General features: G+C 43.4%; 24 protein-coding genes. 5 read left to right on the top strand and 19 right to left on the bottom strand.

Going from position 1 to position 25628, the window contains the following annotated elements; genetic code table 11:
• Nucleotides 1–6 precede the first annotated feature (6 nt).
• The 9 genes from ACETK5_RS21295 to ACETK5_RS21255 all read right to left on the bottom strand — a co-directional run bounded on the left by ACETK5_RS21295 (nucleotide 7) and on the right by ACETK5_RS21255 (nucleotide 9327).
• Nucleotides 7–1137, bottom strand: a complete 1131-nt coding sequence (locus tag ACETK5_RS21295; RefSeq protein ID WP_394057706.1) for a glycosyltransferase family 4 protein — start codon at nucleotides 1135–1137, stop codon at nucleotides 7–9.
• A gap of 46 nt (nucleotides 1138–1183) precedes the next feature.
• Complete coding sequence (locus tag ACETK5_RS21290; protein WP_394057704.1) at nucleotides 1184–2449, bottom strand: hypothetical protein; 1266 nt, start codon at nucleotides 2447–2449, stop codon at nucleotides 1184–1186.
• A gap of 234 nt (nucleotides 2450–2683) precedes the next feature.
• A complete protein-coding gene (locus ACETK5_RS21285; RefSeq protein WP_100539722.1) occupies nucleotides 2684–4036 on the bottom strand; it encodes a lipopolysaccharide biosynthesis protein in 1353 nt (450 codons plus the stop codon).
• A gap of 65 nt (nucleotides 4037–4101) precedes the next feature.
• On the bottom strand, nucleotides 4102–5094 hold the full coding sequence (gene gmd / locus ACETK5_RS21280; protein ID WP_394057702.1) for a GDP-mannose 4,6-dehydratase: 993 nt from the start codon (nucleotides 5092–5094) through the stop codon (nucleotides 4102–4104).
• 25 nt (nucleotides 5095–5119) lie between these two features.
• Nucleotides 5120–6058: a GDP-L-fucose synthase family protein gene (locus ACETK5_RS21275; protein WP_394057700.1), complete on the bottom strand. Its 939-nt coding sequence runs from the start codon at nucleotides 6056–6058 to the stop codon at nucleotides 5120–5122.
• Between the two features lie 25 nt (nucleotides 6059–6083).
• Nucleotides 6084–6773, bottom strand: coding sequence for a sugar transferase (locus ACETK5_RS21270; protein ID WP_279300478.1), 690 nt, complete (start codon nucleotides 6771–6773; stop codon nucleotides 6084–6086).
• A 13-nt stretch (nucleotides 6774–6786) separates the two neighbouring features.
• Nucleotides 6787–7677, bottom strand: a complete 891-nt coding sequence (gene galU / locus ACETK5_RS21265; RefSeq protein WP_100540237.1) for a UTP--glucose-1-phosphate uridylyltransferase GalU — start codon at nucleotides 7675–7677, stop codon at nucleotides 6787–6789.
• A gap of 275 nt (nucleotides 7678–7952) precedes the next feature.
• Nucleotides 7953–8594 carry a CpsD/CapB family tyrosine-protein kinase gene (locus ACETK5_RS21260; RefSeq protein ID WP_100539719.1) on the bottom strand — a complete coding sequence of 214 codons (642 nt, stop codon included), beginning with the start codon at nucleotides 8592–8594 and terminating at the stop codon, nucleotides 7953–7955.
• Nucleotides 8575–9327 carry a YveK family protein gene (locus tag ACETK5_RS21255; protein ID WP_100539718.1) on the bottom strand — a complete coding sequence of 251 codons (753 nt, stop codon included), beginning with the start codon at nucleotides 9325–9327 and terminating at the stop codon, nucleotides 8575–8577. The genes ACETK5_RS21260 and ACETK5_RS21255 overlap by 20 nt, the downstream gene beginning before the upstream one ends.
• Before the next feature lie 529 nt (nucleotides 9328–9856).
• Here ACETK5_RS21255 and ACETK5_RS21250 point away from each other — a divergent pair.
• From ACETK5_RS21250 to ACETK5_RS21235, 4 genes are all read left to right on the top strand, one after another.
• The gene (locus ACETK5_RS21250) at nucleotides 9857–10273 is read left to right on the top strand and encodes a VanZ family protein (RefSeq protein WP_100539717.1); all 417 of its coding nucleotides are present in this window, start codon (nucleotides 9857–9859) and stop codon (nucleotides 10271–10273) included.
• A gap of 130 nt (nucleotides 10274–10403) precedes the next feature.
• Nucleotides 10404–12353, top strand: coding sequence for an asparagine synthase-related protein (locus ACETK5_RS21245; RefSeq protein WP_394057696.1), 1950 nt, complete (start codon nucleotides 10404–10406; stop codon nucleotides 12351–12353).
• Nucleotides 12354–12369: 16 nt separating this feature from the next.
• Nucleotides 12370–12495 carry a paeninodin family lasso peptide gene (locus ACETK5_RS21240; RefSeq protein WP_106426994.1) on the top strand — a complete coding sequence of 42 codons (126 nt, stop codon included), beginning with the start codon at nucleotides 12370–12372 and terminating at the stop codon, nucleotides 12493–12495.
• A 102-nt stretch (nucleotides 12496–12597) separates the two neighbouring features.
• The gene (locus ACETK5_RS21235) at nucleotides 12598–13521 is read left to right on the top strand and encodes an aldolase (RefSeq protein WP_394057694.1); all 924 of its coding nucleotides are present in this window, start codon (nucleotides 12598–12600) and stop codon (nucleotides 13519–13521) included.
• Nucleotides 13522–13772: 251 nt separating this feature from the next.
• On the opposite strand, the gene ACETK5_RS21230 is transcribed toward ACETK5_RS21235, so the two are convergent.
• Nucleotides 13773–13985: a hypothetical protein gene (locus ACETK5_RS21230; RefSeq protein ID WP_100540236.1), complete on the bottom strand. Its 213-nt coding sequence runs from the start codon at nucleotides 13983–13985 to the stop codon at nucleotides 13773–13775.
• 204 nt (nucleotides 13986–14189) lie between these two features.
• Nucleotides 14190–16961 carry a glycoside hydrolase family 3 C-terminal domain-containing protein gene (locus ACETK5_RS21225; RefSeq protein WP_394058326.1) on the bottom strand — a complete coding sequence of 924 codons (2772 nt, stop codon included), beginning with the start codon at nucleotides 16959–16961 and terminating at the stop codon, nucleotides 14190–14192.
• Nucleotides 16962–17823: 862 nt separating this feature from the next.
• Here ACETK5_RS21225 and ACETK5_RS21220 point away from each other — a divergent pair.
• The gene (locus ACETK5_RS21220; protein ID WP_165789732.1) at nucleotides 17824–18000 is read left to right on the top strand and encodes a hypothetical protein; all 177 of its coding nucleotides are present in this window, start codon (nucleotides 17824–17826) and stop codon (nucleotides 17998–18000) included.
• A gap of 186 nt (nucleotides 18001–18186) precedes the next feature.
• On the opposite strand, the gene ACETK5_RS21215 is transcribed toward ACETK5_RS21220, so the two are convergent.
• The 8 genes from ACETK5_RS21215 to ACETK5_RS21180 form a co-directional block, all read right to left on the bottom strand.
• The gene (locus ACETK5_RS21215) at nucleotides 18187–18606 is read right to left on the bottom strand and encodes a DUF1259 domain-containing protein (RefSeq protein ID WP_098741451.1); all 420 of its coding nucleotides are present in this window, start codon (nucleotides 18604–18606) and stop codon (nucleotides 18187–18189) included.
• 54 nt (nucleotides 18607–18660) lie between these two features.
• On the bottom strand, nucleotides 18661–19080 hold the full coding sequence (locus tag ACETK5_RS21210; RefSeq protein ID WP_394057692.1) for a DUF1259 domain-containing protein: 420 nt from the start codon (nucleotides 19078–19080) through the stop codon (nucleotides 18661–18663).
• Nucleotides 19081–19625: 545 nt separating this feature from the next.
• Complete coding sequence (locus tag ACETK5_RS21205) at nucleotides 19626–20300, bottom strand: uracil-DNA glycosylase (RefSeq protein ID WP_394057690.1); 675 nt, start codon at nucleotides 20298–20300, stop codon at nucleotides 19626–19628.
• 207 nt (nucleotides 20301–20507) lie between these two features.
• Entirely contained in the window at nucleotides 20508–21392 is an 885-nt protein-coding gene (locus tag ACETK5_RS21200) for a glycoside hydrolase family 43 protein (protein ID WP_394057688.1), read from the bottom strand.
• 275 nt (nucleotides 21393–21667) lie between these two features.
• Complete coding sequence (locus ACETK5_RS21195; protein ID WP_394057686.1) at nucleotides 21668–22921, bottom strand: mechanosensitive ion channel family protein; 1254 nt, start codon at nucleotides 22919–22921, stop codon at nucleotides 21668–21670.
• Between the two features lie 250 nt (nucleotides 22922–23171).
• A complete protein-coding gene (locus tag ACETK5_RS21190; RefSeq protein ID WP_394057684.1) occupies nucleotides 23172–23612 on the bottom strand; it encodes a hypothetical protein in 441 nt (146 codons plus the stop codon).
• A gap of 52 nt (nucleotides 23613–23664) precedes the next feature.
• Entirely contained in the window at nucleotides 23665–23793 is a 129-nt protein-coding gene (locus tag ACETK5_RS21185; RefSeq protein WP_394057682.1) for a hypothetical protein, read from the bottom strand.
• Nucleotides 23794–24191: 398 nt separating this feature from the next.
• Nucleotides 24192–25448 (bottom strand): DUF438 domain-containing protein, encoded by a 1257-nt coding sequence (locus ACETK5_RS21180; protein WP_394057680.1) that lies wholly within the window; start codon nucleotides 25446–25448, stop codon nucleotides 24192–24194.
• Nucleotides 25449–25628 lie beyond the last annotated feature (180 nt).

Here is a 25628-nt window from a genome sequence, read left to right as displayed (position 1 = left end):
CACACCTCACGAAATGACCTTTTTTATCGCTGTTGAAACAGCCTTAGCATAAGAATTAGGGTGTAGTTTTCTCCATAACCCTAAGCTCATTTTCCAACCAGAACGTACATAATCTTGATGATCCATTAACCAATGAAAAGCCCTCAGCAAGTCATTCTGATCCATCGGATCAATGATCAAACCGTTCTGTTGATCCAGAATAATATCTTTTGTTGCTCCAGCATATTTAGATGCGAGAACAAATGTATTTGAAGCCAGTGCTTCATTTACAACCAAGCCCCAAACTTCAATTAATGAAGGAAAAAGCAGACAATGACTCTGAACTAAATAATTCGTCAACTCTTCCTTTTGCTTATATCCATCAAAGTAGATTTGTTTATCTAAACCAAACTCCTTAACTTTTTGTTTCAGTTTCTGTTCATCGGGACCAGAACCCACAATTCTTAATTCCCATTGTGAATGATTCAGCAATCGAAGAGCATCTATAATTTGAACTAATCCTTTACGCTCAATAAGTTGACCAATAAATAGCATCTTGATCTTATCACTCTGAATGAAGTCCATTCCTTCATTAACCAGGCTCTCATAATATTTGTTACGATAATATCTAACATCCACTGTATTGTAGCCGACAACTATTTTCCTTTCTTCTACGCCATAATGTCTCAGGCATTTTGCAGATTCAGTACCGTAAGTTACAAAGGAATCAGCTGACTTAAAAAAGAACTTTCGAACCTGATTTACCATAGTGTTCTGCACCCTACTACTGTCTAGAGTACTCCCCCACCATACAATAAATTTTTTTCTAAATAGTCGACAATACACGAGAGCGGACCAATATCCAAGCGAGTCATATCCAGAAGTAATAATCACATCCGGATTTGCTCGAATCAACTTAAAAAAAATACCCGGATTAATGTGCACACCCATATCCAATTTCTGAATATAGGTATGAACTCCAGGCAAACATTGATAATCGTATTTAATTTCTTGATGATTTATATTCCATTGCCGATTTTTTTCACGCTCTTCCAAATACCAAACTTGTAACTTAATTTCCTTATGCTCTTTTAGCTTGTTTAGGACTGGAATCCTGTACGGAGCAATCGTATTCGTAAGGATAAGGGTTCTGATCATACGCTCACCTCAATATAATATCTCTTCCCTTAAAGGACCGGAAGAACTATGGCCTAATCCTTCTGCGAAAAATCAGGAATATTAATACAGGAAGTATTGCAAATTGAAAAGATAGTTTCGTTAATACAGATAACCCGCCTCTATTTAGTTGAATAATGACGAAAGGAATAACAGCAGCAAATAAAATCTGCCCAATATAATGATTCGATGCCAGCACTTTCTTCATCTTATTATTTAGCGTATTGGAGACATAGCCGATGACGAATGAAAAAATTATGATAAAAGTCATTCCTCCGTTCACAAAAAGCTCTGTAAGCAGGTGAGCGGTTCCAACTGGTTTTAAATTTTCTAACGCTTCATTCTCCATAATAAACCGTTCAAAAAACTGATAGTTATTTTTGTTATTCAAGATAAAGGATGGGACCTGTTCTACGATAGGATCGAGTAACGTTTTTCCGTATAAAAAACTTATTGTATGCTCCTTAAACAGCTCTATACACTTCAGAAAACTAATATAGTTAAAGGTTGTTTCGTAAAAGAAAAATCGGATGGGAGCCTTCAGAAGAGAAAGGAAAGTAAAGGCCTGTTCCCCCCCTGATTTTCTTATCATCCCGATCAAGCCTAGAAATAGCAATAGCGAGATCCCAAAAATAATTTCCTTGGTCTTAAGTTTCCTTTTGTAATTTACCAACTTATACAATAATGCGATCTGGAATATAAAGGTGAATGTTAATTGCCTAATTCCTAGAGGAAACAATAATAAATGAAATAATCCAGCAAACAATAAATATTTTTTTTGGAAACCTGTTACTCGTATTAGAATTAATGTCCCTATGTCGATTGCAAATACTGCAGTAAACAAATACACATATCCGACATTCTTTAAACTATAACCTGCGCTAATTGCACTAAGATAATCTATTTTGTATAAGCCAAAAAAGAATAAGCCCATCGCTGCTAACAGCCAATAGTGAATGAAAAACCTCGAATGAAAATAATTGTATTTTTTTGCAGCCAGGTCAACTTCCTCATGTGTAGTATCTTCCATATCCTTACTTGATTTCTTATTAAATAAGAAATAGGAGAAGTAAAATAAAGAAAGAAATAAACAGTTATAGTACAGTGATTCTGATACGGTGGCAAATGTATAAACTTCATTGAAATGAATTTTTGTGCCAATAAATCCTTCCAATCCACCATCGGTTAACAAGTATAATGGCACACCTACAGAATATGCGAAAAATGACCATCCCACTATTTTGTCCCAGGTTATCCCTTTTGAAGTAACGATCATATTTGATAACCCAATCATTATGTACATAATGTAAGACGTAAGCAGATTTGTCTTTAAATACAGTTCATACTCAATAAATATAATGGAGAGCAGAATGACTGCAAACATGACTAGCAGATAAATGACCTTTAATTGTGATTTATACAAATAAGATGAACCTGTTCTGGCGGGTAAGGAAATTCTCATCATTTTCACCAATCCATCTATAAGTTATTGCAGTGTATCATTGGTTTACATCTTCTAAGCACTTCATTATCCAAGCAATGAGGATTGTTTGATAGCACCGCCTTCTTCTGTATCCACACTCCCATTCGATATTTTCCTGTTAACAAAAATAATTGAGAATACAACAAGCGGTATTGCAACAAATCTTGATAAGCCTGCAGCAGAGTCCCCAAAATAAGGAATGAGTATAGACATTATGGTGAAAATGGATACCGATGTTGATAACGAAAGTGCTGTGTTAATTTTGATGAACCCTGTTCCATTCAAATAATAATTTGGAATTATGGCAAAAGCTCCGATAGCTACTGAAAGAACTAGCAAGCGGAAAAGATCAGTATGAAGACTGGCAAATTCCAAACTAATCCATAACGTTAATATGGAATGTGCAAACAAATAAGCAACGAGGGATGCAATAATAATGAATATTGATTTGCACATAAATGCTATTGAGTAAACTTTCCTTATCTGTGCGGTTTGCTTACTCTCATATAATGAACTGAATTTTGCAAATAAAAATGCAGATGCAGCAGCTGGCATTTCATGTATCTTTATAACAAGTTGCATACAAACCGCATAATACCCTAATACGCTAGGACCTAATAATGAGCCGATGATAAGTTTATCAGCTTGATTATTTAAGGCGCTGATTATCATTTGAAGCCAAGAGTAAATCCCATACTTGAAAATTTCCATGAATATGGATCGGTTTAATCGAAGTCTGAAGAGTAGGTTTGAGTTAACCTTTTTTGCTATATAGGCATTGATAAACAAAAGCAACACGGTTGAAATGAATAAAAATATAACCAGTAATTTAATATCTTTATAAATAAGTGCAAGTCCTGTAAAAAGGATAGATGTTAATACGTTGTAGACAATATTCACCTTGCTGTTGATATCATACCTTTGCTTGGCCATATAAGATCCAGAGATTACGCTGTTAATAATTCTTAGCCCTACAACGCCGCCTATTAAATGAATGACTGGAAGGATTGAATTCACACCAGAAGTTCCAAAAAACACTGGGAATACGAAAGTATCGAATAACAGTGTTAGTGCATTGATGACAAGAGACAAAATTATTGAGAGTGTGAATGCTACAGAAAACAATTGATTAAACATTGAATCATTTTCTGACGATTCGTATTCCGATCCAATCTTAATGAATGCATTACCTAAACCGAAGTTAGATATGCCAAGTATATTTATAAGCGAGTTAATTAGCACCCATATTCCGTAATTAGCACTTCCTAGGTTTTTTAAAAGCATTGGTGTTGTTATGATGATTACGACGGGCGTTATAAAATAGGATGAGATACTAAATAGCACATTATTAAAGTCCCTATTTTTTTTTATGGATGCTATTCTATCTATTAGTTTCATAAAATGAGTGCTCCACTCTAAATTTTATACACCTTGCAACTAACCCGATAAATTTTGATAAAAGTCTAGATAGATAATAGTGTCTCCTTATTCGTTATCTGTGTGCGAACTCTTCTCATGTCCACATCTACCATCATTTGAATCAACTCTTCAAATCCAATCTCAAGTTCCCAACCTAATTTTTCTTTCGCCTTTGAACAATCACCAAGCAAAAGGTCTACTTCAGCTGGGCGTACAAATTCGGGATCTATTACAACATAATCTCTATAATCCAATCCGACATAAGAAAATGCTACCTCAAGAAGTTCTTTAACCGTATGCATTTCACCAGTAGAAATTACGTAGTCATCTGGCTCATCCTGCTGTAACATTAACCACATTGCTCTCACATAATCTCCCGCGAATCCCCAGTCACGAAGAGAATCCAAGTTTCCCATACGTAGCTCATTTTGAAGTCCGAGCTTTATCCTGGCTACACCGTCAGTGACTTTTCTTGTAACAAATTCTAGTCCACGTCTTGGAGACTCATGATTGAACAGAATACCCGAACAAGCGAACATATTAAAGCTCTCACGGTAGTTTACAGTAATCCAGTGGCCATAGACTTTCGCCACACCATATGGGCTTCGCGGATAGAAGGGGGTCGTCTCTTTCTGCGGAGTTTCTACTACTTTTCCGAACATTTCAGAACTAGATGCTTGATAAAATCTAGCCTCCGGCTTCATGATTCGAACAGCCTCTAACATGTTTGTAACTGCGATTGCCGTATATTGTCCAGTAGCTATAGGTTGTGGCCAAGATGCTGCTACAAATGATTGAGCAGCCAGATTATACACTTCATCCGGATCTGAAATTTTTACCGCTTCAATTAGAGATGCCATATCAGTCAAATCTCCAGAGATCCATCTGATTTCATCTTTGATATGATTAACATTCTCATAATTGGGGGTACTTGTGCGTCTTCGCAATCCGTATACTTCGTATCCTTTTTCTAATAGAAGCTCAGCTAAATAAGAACCATCCTGCCCTGTAACACCGGTGATTAACGCTCTTTTCATGTATGTTCCCTCCCACGGACTACGGTTATTGTTTGATTAAATATCCCTTCTGAAACGCTTGATACACGGACCGTAATCCGCTCTCCAATGAAATCTTGGCTTTCCATCCAAGATTGTTTATCTTCGTCACATCTACCAATTTTCTCGGAGTCCCGTCAGGTATAGTGCTATTGAACACAATTCCTCCGTCATAACCGACGATGGACCGGATGAGTTCTGCCAGCTCTTGAATAGAGATATCTTGACCAACGCCTACATTAATTATTTCACTTTCGTTATAATGCTCCATCAGAAATAAACACGCCTCTGCCAAATCATCTGAATGAAGAAATTCACGCCTAGGGTTTCCTGTCCCCCATACCTCTACTTCAGGGATGTTATTTTCTTTTGCATCATGAAATTTTCGTATCAATGCCGGTAATACATGGGAAGTCTTCAAGTCGAAGTTGTCATGTGGGCCATACATATTGGTAGGCATAACGGATATATACTTTGTTCCATATTGACGATTGTAAGACTGACACATGTTAATGCCCGCTATCTTAGCAATGGCATAGGGCTGATTCGTTGGTTCCAACTCACCAGTTAGTAAATATTCCTCTTTAAGTGGCTGTGGAGCAAATTTAGGATATATACACGTAGAACCTAGGAACAAGAACTTCTTGACATTAAATTGATAGGCTGCATCAATAACATTGGTTTGAATAAATAAGTTATCTCTTATGAAATCAGCAGGATAGTCATTATTTGCTGCGATCCCGCCCACCTTAGCCGCAGCTAAAAACACATAATCAATCTTCTCTTGCTGGAACAGGTTATAGACCTCTCCTCTATCCCTTAGGTCCAATTCGGAACTGCTACGGCACACCAAATTGTGGTACCCATTACTTTGTAAAGCTCTTAGAATAGCAGAGCCCACCAAGCCCTTATGTCCAGCAACATAAATTTTTGAATCTAAATCCATATTATGATCAACTCCTAACCTCTCATTAAAAAGCATCTTTAGTTCCAAATAAGACCCTTACTGTGTGTAAAATAATTTTTATATCTGTAATGATTCCTCTTTGTTCGATATACTTTAGATCCAGCTCTACCATTTCATAAAAACTCAATTTATTTCTACCACTTACCTGCCACAAACCAGTACACCCAGGAATAACGCTCAAACGTAGCTTGTCATAGCTGCTATATTGATCAACTTCTCTAGGCAATGCTGGTCGTGGTCCTACAAGTGACATCTCACCGCGAATTACATTCCATAACTGCGGAAGTTCATCTATGCTGGTTCTGCGAATAAATTTCCCAATTTTTGTAATACGCGGATCTTCTTTCATCTTGAACATAGCGCCACTTATCTCATTCTGGTCTAATAATTCCTCCAATAATTCTTCGGCATTTGAAACCATGGAGCGAAATTTATACATTCGGAATGACTTTTCATCCTTACCGATACGAGTTTGATAAAAAAAAATAGATCCTTTCGGATCCTCTAACTTAATTAGTATGGATATGATTAGAAAGAGTGGCGACAATAGAACAAGCCCCATGAGGGCAAAAATGAAATCCATAGCCCGCTTTAATATACGATATAAGACTTTGCCGTTTTTCTTCTCTTCGGTATATATCGAGTTCCCCTCGAGAACAACTTCTATATCATTTCGTTGAGGAGTGGGAGACACTTCGTTCACCTCATTAGCGATTTATTTTACCCAGATGTTCTCGTTCGAGAATAGTTTCCAAACTGTGCAGTAATGGTTTACGCAAGTCCTCATTTTGCAGGGCAAAGTCAACTGTTGTCATTATAAATCCGAGCTTTTCGCCTACATCGTAACGGATCCCTTCGAAATCATATGCGAATACACCCTGGGCCTCGTTTAACTTTTGTATTGCATCCGTCAACTGAATTTCCCCACCAGCACCTTCCTCCTGAGCTTCAAGAAATTCAAATATTTCTGGAGTCAATATGTATCTTCCCATAATGGCCAACTGGGATGGAGCTTGGCCTGTAGGAGGTTTCTCTACAAAATAATCCACCTTATATAAACGATTCATTTTGTCGAGGGGAGCTACGATGCCATAACGATGCGTTTGGTCATACGGCACAGTTTGGACTCCGATCACGGATTTTTGTAATTGCTCAAATTGTTCTGCCAACTGCCGAATACAAGGTGTCTGCGACTGTACGATATCATCCCCTAGGAGCACAGCGAACGGTTCATCTCCTATAAAGTTGCGGGCACACCATACAGCATGGCCAAGTCCTTTTGCTTCCTTCTGACGAATATAATGAATATCCACGTTGGATGAACGGCGCACTTCATCAAGCAAATCAAATTTCCCTTTGCTAAACAAATTATTTTCCAACTCAAACGCATGGTCAAAATGATCTTCGATGGCACGTTTCCCTTTACCGGTCACAATGATAATGTCCTCAATTCCAGAAGCTATTGCTTCCTCCACAATATATTGAATAGTGGGTTTATCAACAATTGGAAGCATTTCTTTTGGCATGGCTTTTGTTGCAGGCAAGAAACGAGTACCTAGACCTGCTGCAGGGATAATCGCTTTTTTCACTTTCTTCATCATTCATTCACTACCCATCTCTGTTTATTCTTTATACATTTGTCAATTTGAATGTCTATGTAGTAGAACAGCCTAGCTATACACTCTTCAATCAGGAAGAGAACATAGCTAAACTCTCTAAAAAGGGCATTTAACCCATCCTCACATCACACCATCGACAATAATGTCTAAGGTCTTTAAGACCCACAGTATGACCGAGTGTCTACAGTGAAAAAGGTGCAGTAGACATTACCTTATTACTACTTCCGCTAGCTTTATTGACTTTTTGGTAATTCTCACACAACCCGATTAATTACAATGCCAAGCATTCGGGCGTTTACATGTTTTAATTGTTCCTGAGCTTTCTTCAGCCTTTCCCTCTTCACTTTGCCTGCAGCTACCACCATAATAATGCCATCGCACAAGGCGCTAACTATGACACTATCTGAAACGGATAGTACAGAGGGCGTATCCATGAGAATAACGTCATATTGCTCTTTCATTTGATCCAGCAGATCACGCATCGCAATGGAATCCATAAGCTCCGACGGATTCGAAGGTACTGGCCCGGAAGGAAGCAATGAAAGCTGGTTGATCGATGTCTCCTGAATGACTTCACTTGTACTCGCTTGCCCTGCTAATAGTGTGCTTAGGCCTTGATAGTTTAATCGTGAGAAAATACGGTGCAGAGAAGGCTTGCGCAAATCGGCATCGATAAGAAGGACTCTTTTCCCCTCCTGTGCGTAGGTGACAGCCAAATTGCTGATTGTTGTACTTTTCCCTTCCCCAGTCTGGGATGAAGTCACCATAATCGTCTTTAATTCCATATCCTTTGAGGAAAAAGGAATTTTTGTACGAAGTAGCCTATACACTTCTGATATTGGAGATTTCGGATTTGTAGATACGATTAAACTGCTGTCATTGGTTGATCGTCGCATGCTGACCTTCACCTACTTTTGAGTTTTGTAGTGCTTTCATTCTGGCGGTTTTTTTCAGGTCACTTTTCGGGATTCTTCCTACAACCGCAAGTACGGGGACGTCCAGCATTTCGGTAATATCAGCTTCTGTTTTTAACGTATCGTCCAGGTAATCTAAAAGAAATATCAGTCCAATTGCCACCATCAACGAAACAACAAAGCTGATTAACAGATTCATGATTGGGTTGAAATTGATAGGTCCAGGGGTGGCTGTCATATCTGCTTCGCTTAGAATAGTGATATTATCAACCTTCATAATATGAGGGATTTGTTCCTTAAACACGGTGGAGACCGCATTTACGACTTCAGCAGCTTTGGCATAGGATGTATCCTCATAGACCAAGTTCATAACTTGTGAATTATTTGCCGATGTGACGGAAATCCTGGCGGATAATTGCCCCGCAGTCTGTCCCAGATCGGGAAATTTCTCAACAACCTTGTTCATAATAGCGGAGGATTTGATAATCTCTTTGTAAGAATTTATAAGGAATATACTTGTTTGGATTGTACTCGTATTAAGTGTTCCTGCCCCTTCTCCAGATGACTGGTTCACGATCAGCTTGGCATTGGCAGCATAGATCGGTGTTGTAAAGAAGTAGCTTTTCACTCCGGTTGCAACCATTGCAACGATCACAATAATTGCGATTAACCACCATTTTTTCTGTATGACTCCAAAATACTGTTTGAGTTCCATCTGCGTTCGACCCCCCGTTGGATTCAAGTTCCTACAACACCTTGATCTCGTTTTTTATTAATTACCGGCTATACATTCATGCATGGTTCATAATTCGCAACTCTTTGATACAATTCGTATAATTTATATCCCATAATTTACGATACAGTTTGTATCATGTCAAGGAGAACTTTCTTTGATTTCTCCATGAAAAAGACACGTTTTGTATCGCGATGATTGACGTGTAAGATATGTTAACGCTTACTTATATAAAAGAAATAATTTCAACTCTCCGTTCTTAACCTTAAGATTTCCTCTGGAACACATACTATGTTTGGTGAAAATCCTCCGGGTTAGACTCGCCCTTTTATTCAAGTAATACTTTTTCTAATTACAAGCCATTACTGATCGGATGAGGATTATCTCCTGCTTGAATACGCGTAAATACTGCTATATGATATTCACCTGAGATACGATTTGTATCAATTTTAATTTAATGGAAACTCATCCTCTCCATTCCTGAGGCCTCTTCAAAAAAAGGAGTTATGTTATGCGCATCTTTATTACTGTAATTTGGGCTCTAGCCTTGTTCATCTTCACTTGCTCTCTTAATTTTCAACTTCTGATCCAGCATCACATTGTAAATTTCCGATTTAATCCGTCCCCTGATTGGTCCGATCTTCTGAAACTGGATTTTCAATGGTACAGCGGAGATTGGATTTCGCGTAAATTAGGCCATTTCTTCGGATTTTTCATCCTTGCTATGCTGGCGTCGAACTTCGGCAAGACCAAGTCAGCCTTCTATTGGTGTGTACTTTATGCTGCATTCACAGAAATCCTCCAACTGTTTTTCTTTCGGGGCGGGAGGATTTATGACGTGATCAACGATGCCTCCGGCATTCTACTGGCTTACTTCTTGTGCACATTCCAGCTCCGTAGAAATACCAACCATAAAAGCATCCGTTAAGATTCCAGAAAATAAACAAAAAAAGTATTGATACAGATTGTATACATGATATATAATGTTACCGATACGATATGTATCATTGATTTGAATGGGGTACAGCCGGTGTAGGCTGCAACGAAAGGAAGATCGAATGGGCGCAATTGCCGGTATTTATCGTTTTCATGGAGAGCCGATTCCAACGGATAACAGCGAACTCATCATGTCGACATTAAGCAAGTATCCTGCTGATCAAAGCGCCGTTTGGCAAAAGGATTACATTATGATGGGATGTCATGCCCAATGGATTACAGAGCATGCCATCCACGAAATACTTCCTTATTACGATCCGCAGCGCGGGCTTGCCATCACGGCCGACGCCATCTTAGACAATCGGGATGAGCTCATGGAGCAGCTGCATGTGCCGCATGTTCACAGGCCGCACATGACAGACAGTGAAATTCTGCTGCAGGCTTATGAGAAATGGTCTGAACGGATGCCGGAGCGACTGGTCGGAGATTTTGCTTTTGCCATATGGGATGCACGCAAGCAGCTGTTGTTTGGAGCAAGGGATTTCTCAGGCGCAAGAACGCTATATTATCATCGCGATGAGCAGCAGTTCTCCTTCTGTACGATGATGACTCCCTTGGTCACTTTACCTTATATACATAAAGAGCTTAACGAGCGTTGGCTAGCCGAGTTTCTGGCGATCCGCGGTGTGTTCGAACCCCCGGATGCTTCAACCACTGTGTACAATCATATTTATCAGATCCCGCCTTCCCACTCCTTCATCGTTACACATAACCGGTTATTGATCAGCCGGTATGACAGCCTGGCTAATGTGCAGCCTTTGCAGCTCCGTTCGTCCGAGGAGTATGAAGAAGCCTTTCGTGAGGTATTTCATAAAGCCGTAACCTCAAGGCTTCGCCGTTCAAGCCTGCAAATCGGCGCTCATCTTAGTGGTGGTTTGGATTCGGGCTCTGTTGCAAGCTTTGCAGCCAGAGCACTTCAGCAGGAGAAGCGGATGCTTCATACCTTCAGCTACATACCGGAAGATGAATTCATAGATTGGACGCCAAAGCACAGATTTGCTGACGAGAGGCCGCTTATCAGGCAGACCGTACAGTTTGTGGGCAACATCCATGATCATTACTTGGATTTCAAAGGTCACAGTCCCTTTACGGAAATCGACGACTGGATTGACATCCTGGAATCTCCTTATAAGTTCTTTGATAATTCGTTCTGGCTAAGAGGAATTTATGCGCAGGCGCAGCAGCGCGGGATCGGAATTCTGTTGAATGGAGCAAGGGGGAATTACAGCATCTCTTGGGGACCCGCGATGGAGTATTACACGCGACTTATGAAAAAATTCAACTGGCTCCATCTATCCCGCGAGATCAATCAGTATAGCAGGAACGTTGGAGTTGGACGTAAACGGCTATACTCCATCCTTTGCCGTAAAGCATTGCCTTCCCTTACAAGGATAAGGCTATCCGGAACATCAGCTGAGTTGCCGCAGCTCATACATTCCGACTTTGCTGAACGCACAGGGATCTACGACAAGCTGCAGGATCGCGCGTTTACCGGAATTGGCTCAACAGACGATCTTCCTGATGATCCACTGGAAGCAAGAATTCAGCATTTCAACCGGGTTAACATGTGGAGCGCCACCGGGTCAAGCGGCTGCAAACTGTCCCTTCGTTATTCCGTATGGAGTCACGATCCGACCAATGATCTGCGCGTCATTCGATTCTGCCTGTCAACGCCAATGGAGCAATTCGTTCATAATGGCATGGATCGGGCTTTAATTAGACGCTCTACTTCAGGCTGGCTCCCCGATTCCATCCGGCTTAACCAGAGAACAAGAGGCATCCAGGCAGCCGATTCTATCCATCGTATGCGAAGTGACTGGCCAGCATTTATCGATGAACTGGATCATCTGAGTCGTGATTCTAGAATGCAGCAGTTCATTAACATGCCTGTTCTCGAAGAAGCTCTGTCGGAGGCCCGTCAGGGAATGGATCCAAATCAAGCCTATGGCCCGTCCATTAAACTCCTAATGCGCAGCCTCATTCTGTATCGATTTCTTCAAAAAAACTTTTGAAAGGAGGTGAATCTATATGAAAAAGGAATGGAGCGTACCTGCTTTGGAGGTTCTTGACATCAAAATGACCATGGCTGGTCCTGGTAGTGCAATTCCGGATGGAGTGCAACCGGATCCGGATGAAATGGTTCACACCAGCTAACATATAAAGCCATCATGTTCTGATAAAAAGAGCCCCTATACGCCTGATCGGGTATAAGGGCTATCTTTTTTTATTCGCATATTAATCATTGGAGTGAGGACCATGCTTCAAACATTTAAGCCAACCGCATATAAAGCCTTCGGGTTTTCCATTCATAGTGACATTCCCCTGCCTGAGTTACAGCCTGTCGTCCTCCCGGATGCTATCGCCGATATTGCCATCCGTTATGCTGATCTAACCGAAAGATGGCTTGGAAGATCTGATAAATCGAATAAAACATGGGTATGCACTGAAGATATGGTCATGTTCAGAGTGCCTGAACTCGCTGTTTTTGCAATAGAGGACGGGACGACCATCTCTGTCTCTCCAGAGAAGGGGGCCGCGGAGGATAAAATCCGCCTGTACGTGCTGGGATCTTGTATGGGTGCCCTTTTATTGCAGCGTAGAATACTCCCCCTCCACGGCAGCGCGGTAGTCATTGACCATAAAGCCTATGCCTTCATCGGCCACTCCGGACACGGGAAGTCGACGCTGGCTTCTGCCTTTTTGCAGAAAGGATACCAATTATTAACGGATGACATTATCGCCGTGACGCTGGACCAACAAAATATTCCTTACGCAACGCCAGCTTATCCTCAACAAAAGCTTTGGCAGGAAAGCCTTGAAGTCTTCGGTATGGATTCCAGGCATTTTCGGCCTTTGTTCGAGCGTGAAACCAAGTACGCCGTCCCCGTCACATCCCAATTCTCCAATAATCCCCTGCCACTGGCTGGCATTTTTGAGATCGTCAAGACGGATTGCTGTCAACTACATATACGTGAGATTGATAAATTAGAGAAGCTGCCGCTGTTGCATCGTCATACCTATCGAAACCAACTTCTATCCGGCAGCGGATTAACGAAGTGGCATTTTGACATCACAGCGCGCATGTCCGGGAGTATGGCTATGTACCAGATTCAGCGTCCATTAAACGAACATACCGTGCACGAGCTAACGGCCATGGTTTTAGATGCCATCCGTCAATAAAGATGGTCCCTCAAACACCCTCGATTACATATGTCCCCTCTATTAAGAATCCCCAAACGACAGGTTTGGGGATCATTTCACTATTCCACAGCTCAACTTCGACAAGTCAAAGCCTCGTGTGCGTTACAACCTTTCGCTACGTGCTCATGATGGCAAGTATTCTGGGAGAATCAAAATATGAGGCATCGGCTTCAACTGAAGTGGAAAACGAAGTTGTGCTTATTCCGGTAGGTGTATGTATCATGCACGATTTAAACATCCACCGGCAGGCTTTCTATAGCTGTAAAAAATACGTCCAGCAGCTCTTTATCAAACATTTGTTTTACGTAATCCGAGATTCGAGCTAGGTCTTCCTCGCCGTTATATTCCAGGCAGGCACGCCCTTCACACCATAATACCTTGCAATGAAATTGTTGCTTCACATGCTCAATAATATAGTCTTGTTCAACACATTCACGGATCATTACTGCCAAACGTCTCACACCCTCTCATCTTTTTATGTTCTCGCATCCTCCTTATTATTCAAATTTCAAATATGTTTTTCGGTGATATTTGTCATACATACTGAATATCAGCAACGGGCAAGTAGTGTATTCATATTATTATGGAGGAAAAAGGGGGTATCCAAAAGATCTTAGATCTGTTGGATACCCCCTGTGTCGCTAGATTTAAACCAGTTTAAATTCAATCCAGTCGATCTGCAAGCCGGGCTTGACGAAATCCAGCTTCATTTCATAATAACCCGCTTCCAGCTCCACTTTGACAAGCTTCTGCCTGATCCATCTGCCGTCGGTACCATTCGTTTGAATCGTGGTCACCGGTTGATCGTTCAGTGTGACGTTGCATGCGCTCTGGGCCAGTTCCGATTCCGGAGACATAATGCGCACAATGATCCGGTACTCGCCGGATTCTTCGACCTTCACATACGTCGATCCCGCTTCAGCCGGCTTTACTTGTGTGCTCTCCGATAAGGTTTGTGCTTGCTCCGGCGCGAGAGAAGTGGCGGATTTAAAAGCACCTACGGCTTCCTCGATCACCTGTTTTCTTGAAAATACCGGCGCATGCATCAGGAACCGGCAAATGTTCATGGCGCTGCGCTGCAGCTCTCCACGAGTCAGCGTACCATTGTCCAAGGATGCCAAGGTATTGTCTTCCCATGCGTTGATTTCTGCGCCGTAATTCATAACCACCATGTACAGATCATTTTGGGCGCGGACCATCCAGTTGGTGTTTTTGCGATCGGCTGGGCCTCCGTTCACCACATCGTTCATAATGGCCCACCAATCGGTCATCACGATACCCTGGAATCCCCACTCGCCGCGTAGGATGGTGGTATTCAAATCATAATTGGATGCCGCCCAGTGTCCATTGATCGGATTATACGAGGTCATGATGGCGTTCGCTCCGCCCTGCTTCACCGCGATTTCAAAGCCTTTCAGGTAAATCTCCCGAAGGGCGCGTTCGGACACAACAGCGTCGACTTTACTGCGATGCTTCTCCTGGTTGTTGCAGGCAAAATGCTTCAGGGTGGCGTTGGAGCCGCCCTTCATGATCCCGCGCGTGCATGCCGCGGCAAATACCCCCGAGATCAGCGGATCTTCCGAGAAATATTCAAAATTGCGTCCATTCAGCGGGCTGCGGCGAATGTTCAGACCCGGTCCAAGTAACGTATCAATGTTGTAGCTGAGTAGCTCCCGGCCTTCCATGACATAGAGCTCTTCGACCAGCTCGGCGTTCCAGGTGGCCGCAAGCAGGGTTCCAATAGCCACCTGCGTTGCTTGCTGACCGCTGTCCATCCGTATTCCGGACGGCCCATCCGCTGTACAAGCCACCGGAATTCCGTAGTCGAGCAAGCTGTCGCTCACGCCGCCAAAAGCCGATGCCGTACCCGCCGTAACCAGCGGGCTGCTCATGCCTTCTCCTCTCACGATCACTGCCAAGTCTTGATCGCTGAGTTGGGCGATAAAAGCTTCCATGCTGACTTTCCCCTCATAAACGTCCCTTAAGGTATAACCTCGATTGCCCGTTTGTTCCAAGGTAAGCGGCAGGTTTTGATGAATGCGTTCCTCCATGTTCATCTTGCGCTGCGGCACCTCTGCATATGTCAGTTCGTATGAGCCGTCCTCCTTGCGAATGCCTGGCTTCATTCTGGTGAAGCCTTCTGTTGGCGCCATAGCTTCCTGCAGCTGCTCCACAACTTGCAGCGTTTCGACAACATAGCCTTCTTGGCCATCCAAACCGATGGGCTCCACATTCTTCACGCTGGTTCCCACGTACAAACGGTAGGTTCCGGCCTCCAAGACATAAGCGGAAGCCTGTCCCGTCACCCCGGCATCATCGTAGGAAGCCATGGCGTGAACCGGGAAACTGATCGTGAGCGGCTGCGAATCGCCGGGCGCAAGCTCCTGCGTCTTTCCGAATGCCGCCAACACTTTGGCAGGCTTGCCCAAGACGCCTTGCGGCGCTTCGTAATAAACCTGCACCACCTCTTTACCTGTATAGGTGGTCCCGATATTTTTTACGTTTACGTCGATTTCAACGTATTGCGCTCCCTCTCTAACCACCAGCTTCCCTTCTTGCCGCTCGATTTGGAACTGCGTATACGACAACCCAAAGCCGAATTCATACTGTACGGAAGCGGGTCGAAACGTTTCGAAAAAACGGTAACCCACATAAATATCCTCTTGATAAACATTCTTTAGCTCGTTGCCGTAATTGCGGGTCGATGGATAATCCTCGATCGAATAAGCAATCGTATCGGTTAGTTTGCCGCTAGGCGTCACCTCGCCCACCAATACGTATGCAATGGCGTTACCGCCTTCCATGCCACCTTGCCAAGCGTAAATGACAGAAGAAATCGGGTGCACATAACCTCCATCGAGCATCCAGCTCATATCGATAATGTTGGATACATTCAGCACCACAATGGTTTGCTCGAAGTGCGTGGTCACCTGCTGCAGCATCGCTTTTTCTTCGGACGTTAACTGGTAACTGCCCGGCTCATTAGCATTATCCTGATCTTCACCCGCTGTTCGCCCGATAACAACAATCGCTTTGTCGGATGCCTGTCTTGCTGCGGATACCAGCTCATCGGTCAAAGCCATTTCCTTCTGATGCCACGGTTCAGCAGCCCAGCCGCCTCCGCCATTATCGAAAGGGTTTTGTTCAATCCACTGTTCATAGGCAGATGCTAATTCTTCGTTGACGGTGATGTTCTTCTTATCCCGAAGACCGCCGAGCAGGTTCGTTGTATGGGAAACATGAACGCTTCCGCCCGAACCCGTACCGCTGCGGTAATAATTAATTTGCGTTCTGCCGAAAACGGAAACGGTTTCGTTTGGTTTCAGGGGCAGAACCTGTCCATCATTCTTTAACAGTACGGCACCTTCGGCAGCGACCTTTCGGCTGAACTCGGCAAAGCCTTCCAAAGGAGCTCCCATTCTCTGTGTATTCAATCTTTTCCCTCCTGTTTGTTTTCTCCAAAGATCCAATTCATATGAAGAAAGGTAGTAAATGCCTGGCGAATTCCAACATTAGGTATAAGGCATCTATGTACTATCATAGTAACAAATTCCGCATAGGAATATGTAAAAAGTCTTGAAGTTGCTGAAAAGAGTACAGTTTCGATTGAGGGATTCACAAAAGGCGATATACCTGAAAAAGTCAAACGTTGTATAGGTACACCAGAATTACATAAGCAAAGGGATGGGACCATACAGAAATAATTTGTCTATTGAATAAACACAATCGTTGAGGACTAAAAACGGGTATGATAAGATAAGAATAGAAATAAGGACGGTGTGCCAACCGTCCTCAGTACAACATCTTGAGTGGAATCCCCTCCAAGATCATGTGTGATCAGAAAGTAACCCACTTCGGCGACAACCTAAGAGTGGGTTACTTTCGTTTATCGATGTAAGTTAGCAATGCCAACAGGAATAACCCGAAGGTAAGCACTTCACCAAACGAAATGTTCATCGCATCACCTCCTTTCGGAGGTTGCGCCCACTCAAGGTGTGTTGTACATTCCAAATTATAGCATATAAGCCCTGGAATTTTCGGGGCTTTTTCTTTCGCCCATAAACCATGACAATCCTCTCAAATACAATATTTTGAAGGATATCATCATACCGTGCGATGAAATCGCTGCTCTATGTGCTTAATAACATAATCTTGTTCCATATATTCACCAACCGTTGCCATCAAACGTCCTCTGGAGTTCTACGACACGTATATCCGTACAACGGCCAGCACATAATAAACCTCATTAACCTATATAAGTAAACAAGGAGGACCTTTCAATTGAGCGCAAATCAACCGGACAAGAACCTAATCAACACGGTGGAACAGCTGGCAGAGACACCCGTGAACAGCCAGGAGGCCCAGCAACAGCAGCAGGCCCGCAACGATCGCCGGAAACAAGCGCTGCATGACAGCGATGACAAATACAAAGAAAATGAATCCAAGAACTATCATTAGGATCGTTAGCAACGTATGAACTCCATGAACACGCGTTGTTAACCTCCCCTTCAAATGTAAAAACGTAGAAAAGCGACCTATCACGGTCGCTTTTCTACGGATACCAATTGGATAATATTCACTTCGTCCTCCAAATATTTACCGGCTGAATGGTCTATTTCGGGGGGCCTTCATTCTGCTCTCACATTAACCCAAGAAAGCAATGGAGCGTTTTACTTTCCTTGCAAATGCAATGGGATCATCGATCGACTCCCAGTGGATATACATTAAACGCGGGTTCTCAAACAGCCAGTGATTGTGGACCGCTGTCACTTTAATCCCATTTTTGCGAAGATTGGTCAGCAATTGATTTACTTGACTTTGTAAGAGAGCGGTTTCCCCTAAACAAAGTGCGCGACCGGAACTGTCCAGGTTTTCAAACGAGAATAATTGATAACGGATCAAAGGGGAAGTCGTCCGTCTTCCTAAAATAGATGCTCTTATTCTCCGATTTCTGGAGACAAAACAAACCGGTCCTTTTGTTATTTCATGCTCCGTTCCGCCTAGAATGGCCGAGAATTGGTTACATAATCTTCTAAAGCGAGGACTTGCCTTCACTTCCGCCATACGAAATCATCCTCTCATTAAATGATAGAAAGACGAGACATCACTCACCCGGCATTAACCCAAGAATGCAATGGATTCTTTTGTTTTTCTTGCAAATGCAACAGGATTGTCAATAGATTCCCAATGCATATACATTAAGCGAGGGTGTTCTTTTAGCCAGTGGTTATGCACCGCCGTTACTTTTATCCCACGTTTACGGAGATTGGATATCAATCGATTGACCTGATTTTGGTGTACGGCAGTTTCACCCAAACAAAGCGCACGGCCCGATTTATCAAGCGATTCAAAGGAAAACATTTGCATCTGAACCAAAGGGGAGCGCGTTCTTCTTCCCAAGATGGATTCCCTTAGGTTCGTCATACGCGTGACAAAACAAACCGGACCTTCCTCGATTTCCGATTCGCCTCCTAGAATTCTTCCAAATTGGGCACAGAGCCTTTTGAATTGTGGGCTCACTCTAACTTGTTCGACCATGATAAGTCCTCCTTTAATCGTATTCTATGTATCTTATGATCGAAGGAGAGAATAGTATTAGACTAACAAGTAGATATAAACATAAAAAAAGATTTCCTTAATAGGACGAACTTGAAGACGACAACCTTATGAGGCTGTCGATCTTTTTCATTTAGTCCCTAATTATATGAGGAAATAATAACTTTCACAGGGCAAAACGCTGATCCAGCGGAAAAAGACCACCTTAAAGGCGGTCTTAACAGTAAAGCGTGGAGGCGAACCGTGACTATTGAATGATAGTTATATCATGAATGCGAACAGCAGCATTGTAATGAAACCGAAGGAAAGGTCGGATGCCCTTCTGTTGGAATCGAAAGGACACCTGTGGGCCTATGCTTACGAATCGATCCGTTAAGCATCTTGCTTTTTCGATCGAGCCGTAAAAACACAAAAGTCCATCCTGATGGTAAGCAAAAGCCACATCCTCATGCGGATGTGGCTTTTCATTGTCCAGATACAATCGTTTGCTGGATGAAGAGGTCTTACTATGGCCACGCTCCTTCCTCTTACAAGTCAGGAATTTGCCAATCAATTTCTTGAAGCCCCATATTGCGCAGAAATTCGTTAGCGCGAGAAAACGGCTTACTGCCAAAAAAGCCTCGGTGCGCAGACAACGGACTCGGATGCGGCGAACGAATCAGTGTATGCTGCCGGTTCGTAATGAGCTCCGCCTTCTTCTGGGCGTGGCTTCCCCATAACAGGAACACGACAGGCTCATTTTTCCGGTTGATCGTCTCAATGACCCTATCCGTAAAGCTTTCCCATCCCCTGTTTTTATGAGAATTCGCTTCATGCGCCCTTACGGTGAGCACCGTATTTAGAAGGAGTACCCCTTGCTGCGCCCATGTTATCAGATGGCCGTTGTTGGGAATGAAGCAGCCCAGATCATCCTGAAGCTCCTTGAACATATTTTGCAAGGAAGGAGGCGTGCTGACGCCCTCTTTGACAGAGAAGCTTAAGCCGTGGGCCTGTCCCGGTCCATGATAAGGATCCTGGCCTAAAATGACTACCTTGGTGGCCGCCAGCGATGTATAGTGCAGCGCATTAAAAATATCGTATTTATCAGGATAAATGGTCTTCGTCCGATATTCCTCAATGAGAAATTCCCGCAGCTGTAAATAGTATGGCTTCGTAAACTCCTGCTCTAAATATGACGCCCAGTCATTCTTTAATATCGCCATTTCGGGTGCTTTCCTCCTGCCATGGTCAAAAGATATAACTAGATTATATCATACGGATTATTGCTGGTATTTCCCAACACTCAGCCCTTACGAAGACGCAAAAAAAGCGACCGATTACACGGGCCGCTTTTTCAATTTTGTATATGGAGGCGAATCATTAGCTCAGCAGATCCACCTTCGGCCACGGATGTTGATCAATTCCCTTAATTAAGTCATGATGACCGGCTCAATCTTGCCGTTGCCGATCCGCATCCGATCCATACATAGCTGGCGATGGCCCGGCTCGGTGTCTCCAATGATTCGGCGGTGGTATACGATAAGCCATTCATCTCTCTCCTGCAAATGCAAATAGCCATGGTGGCCGGGTCCTTCGGCAATCGGCTCCTGTCGCTCCAGAATCGTGCCTTCATTCTTGAATGGACCGAGCGGGCTGTCGCTTACGCCATAGGCTACGCGGTAGGTTCCATTCGTCCATCCGCCCATGGACCACATCAGGTAATAAAGTCCGTCCTTCTTAATCATGCAAGGACCTTCCACGTATCCCTCCGGCGTAATGGAACGGAAAATCTCATTGCCGTCGTCTGCCAATGGAACGAATCCCGTCATCTCTTCGTTCATCCTTGCAACGTTGCAGTGCCCCCATCCGCCATAATACAGATAGATCGTTCCGTCTTCGTCCTTGAATAGATGCGCATCGATCGGCTGTGCCTGATGAATGAACTTATCCACGAGCGGCTTCCCCAAGTAGCCTCTATACGGCCCCTCCGGACGGTCCGAAACGGCGATTTCCAAGCCGCCGATTTCCTCGTTCGATTGGATGTCGTTCGATGCAAACACGAGATAATATTTCCCTTGGTGTTCGATATGCGTCGGTGCCCAAACCGCCCTCCATATCCATGGAAAATCCGCCATTTCGATAATGCCTTCGTGTTTCTCCCAATGGATCAGATCGTCGGAACTGAATGCGTCCAGATTCATCTGCATCGTATATTCCGTGAAGGACCGCGTCGCATAAATCCAGTGCTTCCCTTCATACGTTCTAGCTTCGGGATCTGCATACCAGCCGGGTATGATCGGATTGTTAATGTTCAATGGTAGTCACTCCTCTCCTGTGCTGCGCTTGGTTCATACATGACCAAGACTCAATCTGAGTGATATATGACGTGGGCCGCGCTGCAGAGCGATTCGGCCTTCATTCGCCCTGCCTAGCGCGGTTAATCTCAACAGTCATCGAATTCGAGTAATATGGTATCGCCCGCCGACCCATGACGCTCGATTGAGATATTGCACGTTCTACCATTGCTTCTACACCGGATAGCCATTCTCCTCCCGCGTGAATTCCTTGTAACTCGTTCAACGATGCGATCTCAATATCCTCGCGAATATTCCGGGCTTTCTTTGAGATGGACGATATCATGGCCGGTTGGATTTTGGAAGGCACGAAGCCCGAAGGTCGGCGCAACGGCAAAGATATGATCAAAAATATCCGCTTGAATCGATTCATACACGCCCCAGTTGGTATCATTGCTGAAAGCGTAGATTTCCAATGGCAGTCCGTTATCTCCCGGCGCTAACTGTCTGACAATCAGCGTCATATCCTTATGAATTTTCGGATGATTCCGCAGATATTGATGGATATATTCTCGGAACACACCCACATTCGTAAGCTGTCTGCCGTTCACTTTGCTTTCCGTATTAATCTGGTGTTCGATATTGTATGCGTTAATTTCATTTACTCTTGTCGTGACATAATCGGTAAGGTAGTGAATCTTCTGAAATTCCTCAATCATTTCCTTGGTGCAAAAGCAGATACTGCTCGTATCGACATAGAAGCTTCGTTTAATCCTTCTGCCGCCGGATACCTGCATGCCTCTCCAATTCTTGAACGAGTCTGAGATGAGGGCGTAGCTTGGAATCATCGTGATCGTTTTATCAAAATTCATGACTTTTACCGTATTCAATGTAATGTCGATGACGTCGCCGTCCGCATTGTATTTCGGCATTTCAATCCAGTCGCCGACACGCACCATATCATTCGATGATAATTGAACGCCTGCCACCAGACCCAATATGGAGTCCTTGAAAACCAACATCAGAACGGCTGATAAAGCACCAAGCCCACTGAGTATGATCAAGGGATTCTGCCCGATGAGGTTCGAGATGACCACGATGCCGCCGATGATGAAGAGAACGATTTTTACCACCTGAATGTATCCCTTAATCGGTCTGATCTTGGAGACTTCAAACGAACGATAAATGTCATCAAAAGCATTAAGCAGCGCATTCAACACTGTGATGGTGACGATAATCATGTACGTTGCTGCAGCTTTTTCAATCAAAACTTGATAAGCCGGAAAGATGGACGCCGAAAAATAAATAATGATTGCCGGCACGAGATGCGACAGCTTGTGGAACACTTTTTTCTCCACGATGATATTGTCCCACGTGTACCGATTGTTGTTGACGATATGAATAATCGTCTTCAGCACGATTTTTTTGGTAATAAAATTGGCCAGTATGGAGATCACCGCGATAAATACGACCATGATCATATTCGAGAGATATCCAATGGTTTGTTCGCTCATGCCATATCCGTCTAGTTGATTTTTGATAAAGTCCATTGTTTCCTCCTGACGCAGTTTAAGATTAGCCTATTATTATAGATGAGATTCTAGTACTACGCAAAGTTCAAGATAAGACATCGCTGGGTTGATTTGGGAGATGCTTGGTAAGTTTGTAAGGAAAACAAAAAAGAGAACCGAAATGGTGCTCTTTTAGTATGTAGTATTCGGACTTGGTGTCTGATTCGATATGCGCGAAGGGTTATATGATTATCTTCTTAAGTCCTGCAGCCATTCCTCCAATACAAATCTATTTCGTTTCCTTTCCGTTACGGCTGATCAGCCCCCGCAGGTGCTTCATAACAGACTGAATTTCGGTATCAGTCAACATATAATACGTATTCACCGTCCAGGTCTCTCTGTTTTTCAAATGAAATATCAGCTTGGGAAACTTCGGAAGCAGCCACTTCCGAATGGAAGGGCCGCTGTAGCTGATACTTGTAATCTCCGCCCAGGCTACGGTCCGCATTCCATCTGAAATGGAATTTTGATCGTAGGTTAGCAGCTTCGCATCTGATTTCAGCGCCTTTGGCAAGCTGACAACCAAATATCCTCCAAAAAACGGGATCCCTATTATGGCTGATGTGATACAAAAGAACTTACGAATAAAAGAAGTATCCATAAAAAAAGCCGTGTACAGCAGAAACAGGCAGGCTAGCACAAACATAAACTGCCAAGTGATTTGCCCCATGCTACGGATTTCCGATAAGATATCGCGTTCATGATTTAGCGCCTTTCTGAAATTATTTGAACAGTCCGCTAATCCAGCGAACTCCACTTTCGACCACTTTAGCTGCGCCATCACCGACAAAGGCTCCAGCCGCACCTCCCACATAGGAACCGATAGCCGAACCAACCGGGCCGCCAACCATCGCACCGGCTCCGCCTGCTTGCCTTTAACCCATGGCGCATTATGAATTTTAGTTCGGGACGGATTTCTGGGATCTACTTTGAATTGTACCTTCTTAGCTAAGACTAAGGAAGTGCCCACAGAGCTGTAAAGGAGAGTTCCCCACTGAAGGCAAAGCGTGGCTGAGCAAAACCACGATTCTACGGATCGCGTTGGTCAGGAGGTTTTCTAATTGATATTTTGATTAAATTCAACAAGCGAAACGAAACAACCAGTCTCCGATTGTTTTCGGTGACTGGTTGTTTAGACTTATCAGTATTTTGATCGCTGTCTCACAGAAGGGGCAGTCCCCCCTAGTTAGAAAGCCAAAGGCTTTTAGAATCCAATTCAGGTGAATCCCAAGGTGAACGGCTTCCCTTCTTACGGAGAGAGTATCCGTTTTTGACCGGTGAGCTCCTGAATCGGCTTAATGTTTTGAGTGAATTCAAGCGTGCCTATATAGTTTCCTTCTTCATCTCTCACGGCAAAATAACGAATGTAGACAAATTTATCTTTAACCGGGATCCAGAAATCTTCTGCATCTTTGACACCTGCTTTGAAATCAGCAAGCAGCTGATTGACGACGTGAACGCTTTGCGGAGGGTGGCAGTTCTGAACACTTCGGCCGATCACCGCTTTGGTGCGAACGAAGATTCTCTCTTTGCCCTGTGAAAAATATCGAACGATATCATGCTCATCGATAAAGGTTAGGTCGACTGGTAAATGATTTAAGATGGATTCCATCTGTTTGACCGATAAAATGCCAGTACTCATTCGGATATACCCCTCTTGTAGCGGAGAAGACGCCAATCCCTGATCTGTGCCAGGTTCAGCTGCTCTTTCAGGAATCCATGCTTGATCCGGCGCAATTAAACAATAACCGACTTCTTCGCTTTGGGCAGCAATTTGAAGCCATTCATCTTCCGTCAACTTTTCCAGAGCCATAGGTAATAAGATATGTTCCTCTTTATAGATCATTTCTGTTACTTCATTTAAGACGCGTTTGGCAAGGTCCACTACGCTCTGCGCATTGCCCTCATCATGAGCGAGTTTGGATTTTACTTCTTTTATTCCCATTCGGATACCGTCATCGACTGCCCACATCACTTTGGTCGGTCCATAAATTCCGTATTTCTCGAGAAATGGAAAGAGCAAATTTTCTTTGCGGCTGTAGTGTTTGTCTACGTCATAGAGGAGACTGAAATCCTCCAGCAATTTGAGGCGATTTGCCTCCCCTTGATCCTTCAGAAATTGATCCAGATGCAGCGCGATTTTGAAATTTGCCAGTCGATCGATTTCTTGGTTCTCCATCTTAAAGGTAAACACAGGATGTCCAGGCTGCTCTTCGGGTTTATGAGCTCTGTGAATGTCTTGGATGGAACCTTTGAATACAGCAGCATGCACACTGCACAGTCGCTGTACTTCGGTTACCGGTATTCCTTCCTCCTGCATTAGCACTTGCTCCAGCTCCGAAATTTCATCAACCGATATTTCGCCTACAGCTTGGTTGAATTTTGACTTCACTTCCTCCACGCTTTTTCCATGGTGCAGCTCTTTAATGATTTCCTTGAGTAAATGTATACGGGCCGTTCGATGAGCAGAAATTCCTTCCTCACGGTTATTAATTAATTCACTCATGTTCATCACCTCTGTTTTGTTTCGATATATAAAGATGAAGTTCTATTCTGTTTACTTCTCTAAACTAGCATCCTCATGCTCCTTCACTTGTGATTAAAAGCACAAAGGTAATGAAGATTCATTGAACAAAGAAAAAGTAATCCATCTTCTTCGAAAAATCTCTGTCCACTTGACGAAATG

Origin of the sequence: Paenibacillus ilasis (genome assembly GCF_043195395.1) — a bacterium.
GTDB classification, from domain to species: Bacteria; Bacillota; Bacilli; order Paenibacillales; family Paenibacillaceae; genus Paenibacillus_AQ; species Paenibacillus_AQ lautus.
This window is presented reverse-complemented; position numbering and strand designations above follow the sequence as displayed.

Excerpts from the sequence above, each read along its gene's own strand:
- ACETK5_RS21195 (WP_394057686.1), bottom strand. The coding sequence starts at position 22,921 with ATGGACTTTATCAAAAATCAACTAGACGGATATGGCATGAGCGAACAA.
- ACETK5_RS21190 (WP_394057684.1), bottom strand. The coding sequence starts at position 23,612 with ATGGGGCAAATCACTTGGCAGTTTATGTTTGTGCTAGCCTGCCTGTTT.
- ACETK5_RS21255 (WP_100539718.1), bottom strand. The coding sequence starts at position 9,327 with ATGGAACTCAAACAGTATTTTGGAGTCATACAGAAAAAATGGTGGTTA.
- ACETK5_RS21210 (WP_394057692.1), bottom strand. The coding sequence starts at position 19,080 with ATGGTCGAACAAGTTAGAGTGAGCCCACAATTCAAAAGGCTCTGTGCC.
- ACETK5_RS21215 (WP_098741451.1), bottom strand. The coding sequence starts at position 18,606 with ATGGCGGAAGTGAAGGCAAGTCCTCGCTTTAGAAGATTATGTAACCAA.
- ACETK5_RS21240 (WP_106426994.1), top strand. The coding sequence starts at position 12,370 with ATGAAAAAGGAATGGAGCGTACCTGCTTTGGAGGTTCTTGACATCAAA.
- ACETK5_RS21205 (WP_394057690.1), bottom strand. The coding sequence starts at position 20,300 with ATGGCGATATTAAAGAATGACTGGGCGTCATATTTAGAGCAGGAGTTT.
- ACETK5_RS21235 (WP_394057694.1), top strand. The coding sequence starts at position 12,598 with ATGCTTCAAACATTTAAGCCAACCGCATATAAAGCCTTCGGGTTTTCC.
- ACETK5_RS21245 (WP_394057696.1), top strand. The coding sequence starts at position 10,404 with ATGGGCGCAATTGCCGGTATTTATCGTTTTCATGGAGAGCCGATTCCA.
- gmd (WP_394057702.1), bottom strand. The coding sequence starts at position 5,094 with ATGAAAAGAGCGTTAATCACCGGTGTTACAGGGCAGGATGGTTCTTAT.
- ACETK5_RS21290 (WP_394057704.1), bottom strand. The coding sequence starts at position 2,449 with ATGATTGGGTTATCAAATATGATCGTTACTTCAAAAGGGATAACCTGG.
- galU (WP_100540237.1), bottom strand. The coding sequence starts at position 7,677 with ATGAAGAAAGTGAAAAAAGCGATTATCCCTGCAGCAGGTCTAGGTACT.
- ACETK5_RS21250 (WP_100539717.1), top strand. The coding sequence starts at position 9,857 with ATGCGCATCTTTATTACTGTAATTTGGGCTCTAGCCTTGTTCATCTTC.
- ACETK5_RS21285 (WP_100539722.1), bottom strand. The coding sequence starts at position 4,036 with ATGAAACTAATAGATAGAATAGCATCCATAAAAAAAAATAGGGACTTT.
- ACETK5_RS21185 (WP_394057682.1), bottom strand. The coding sequence starts at position 23,793 with ATGGTTGGCGGCCCGGTTGGTTCGGCTATCGGTTCCTATGTGGGAGGT.
- ACETK5_RS21275 (WP_394057700.1), bottom strand. The coding sequence starts at position 6,058 with ATGGATTTAGATTCAAAAATTTATGTTGCTGGACATAAGGGCTTGGTG.
- ACETK5_RS21225 (WP_394058326.1), bottom strand. The coding sequence starts at position 16,961 with ATGGGAGCTCCTTTGGAAGGCTTTGCCGAGTTCAGCCGAAAGGTCGCT.
- ACETK5_RS21295 (WP_394057706.1), bottom strand. The coding sequence starts at position 1,137 with ATGATCAGAACCCTTATCCTTACGAATACGATTGCTCCGTACAGGATT.
- ACETK5_RS21180 (WP_394057680.1), bottom strand. The coding sequence starts at position 25,448 with ATGAGTGAATTAATTAATAACCGTGAGGAAGGAATTTCTGCTCATCGA.
- ACETK5_RS21230 (WP_100540236.1), bottom strand. The coding sequence starts at position 13,985 with ATGATCCGTGAATGTGTTGAACAAGACTATATTATTGAGCATGTGAAG.
- ACETK5_RS21260 (WP_100539719.1), bottom strand. The coding sequence starts at position 8,594 with ATGCGACGATCAACCAATGACAGCAGTTTAATCGTATCTACAAATCCG.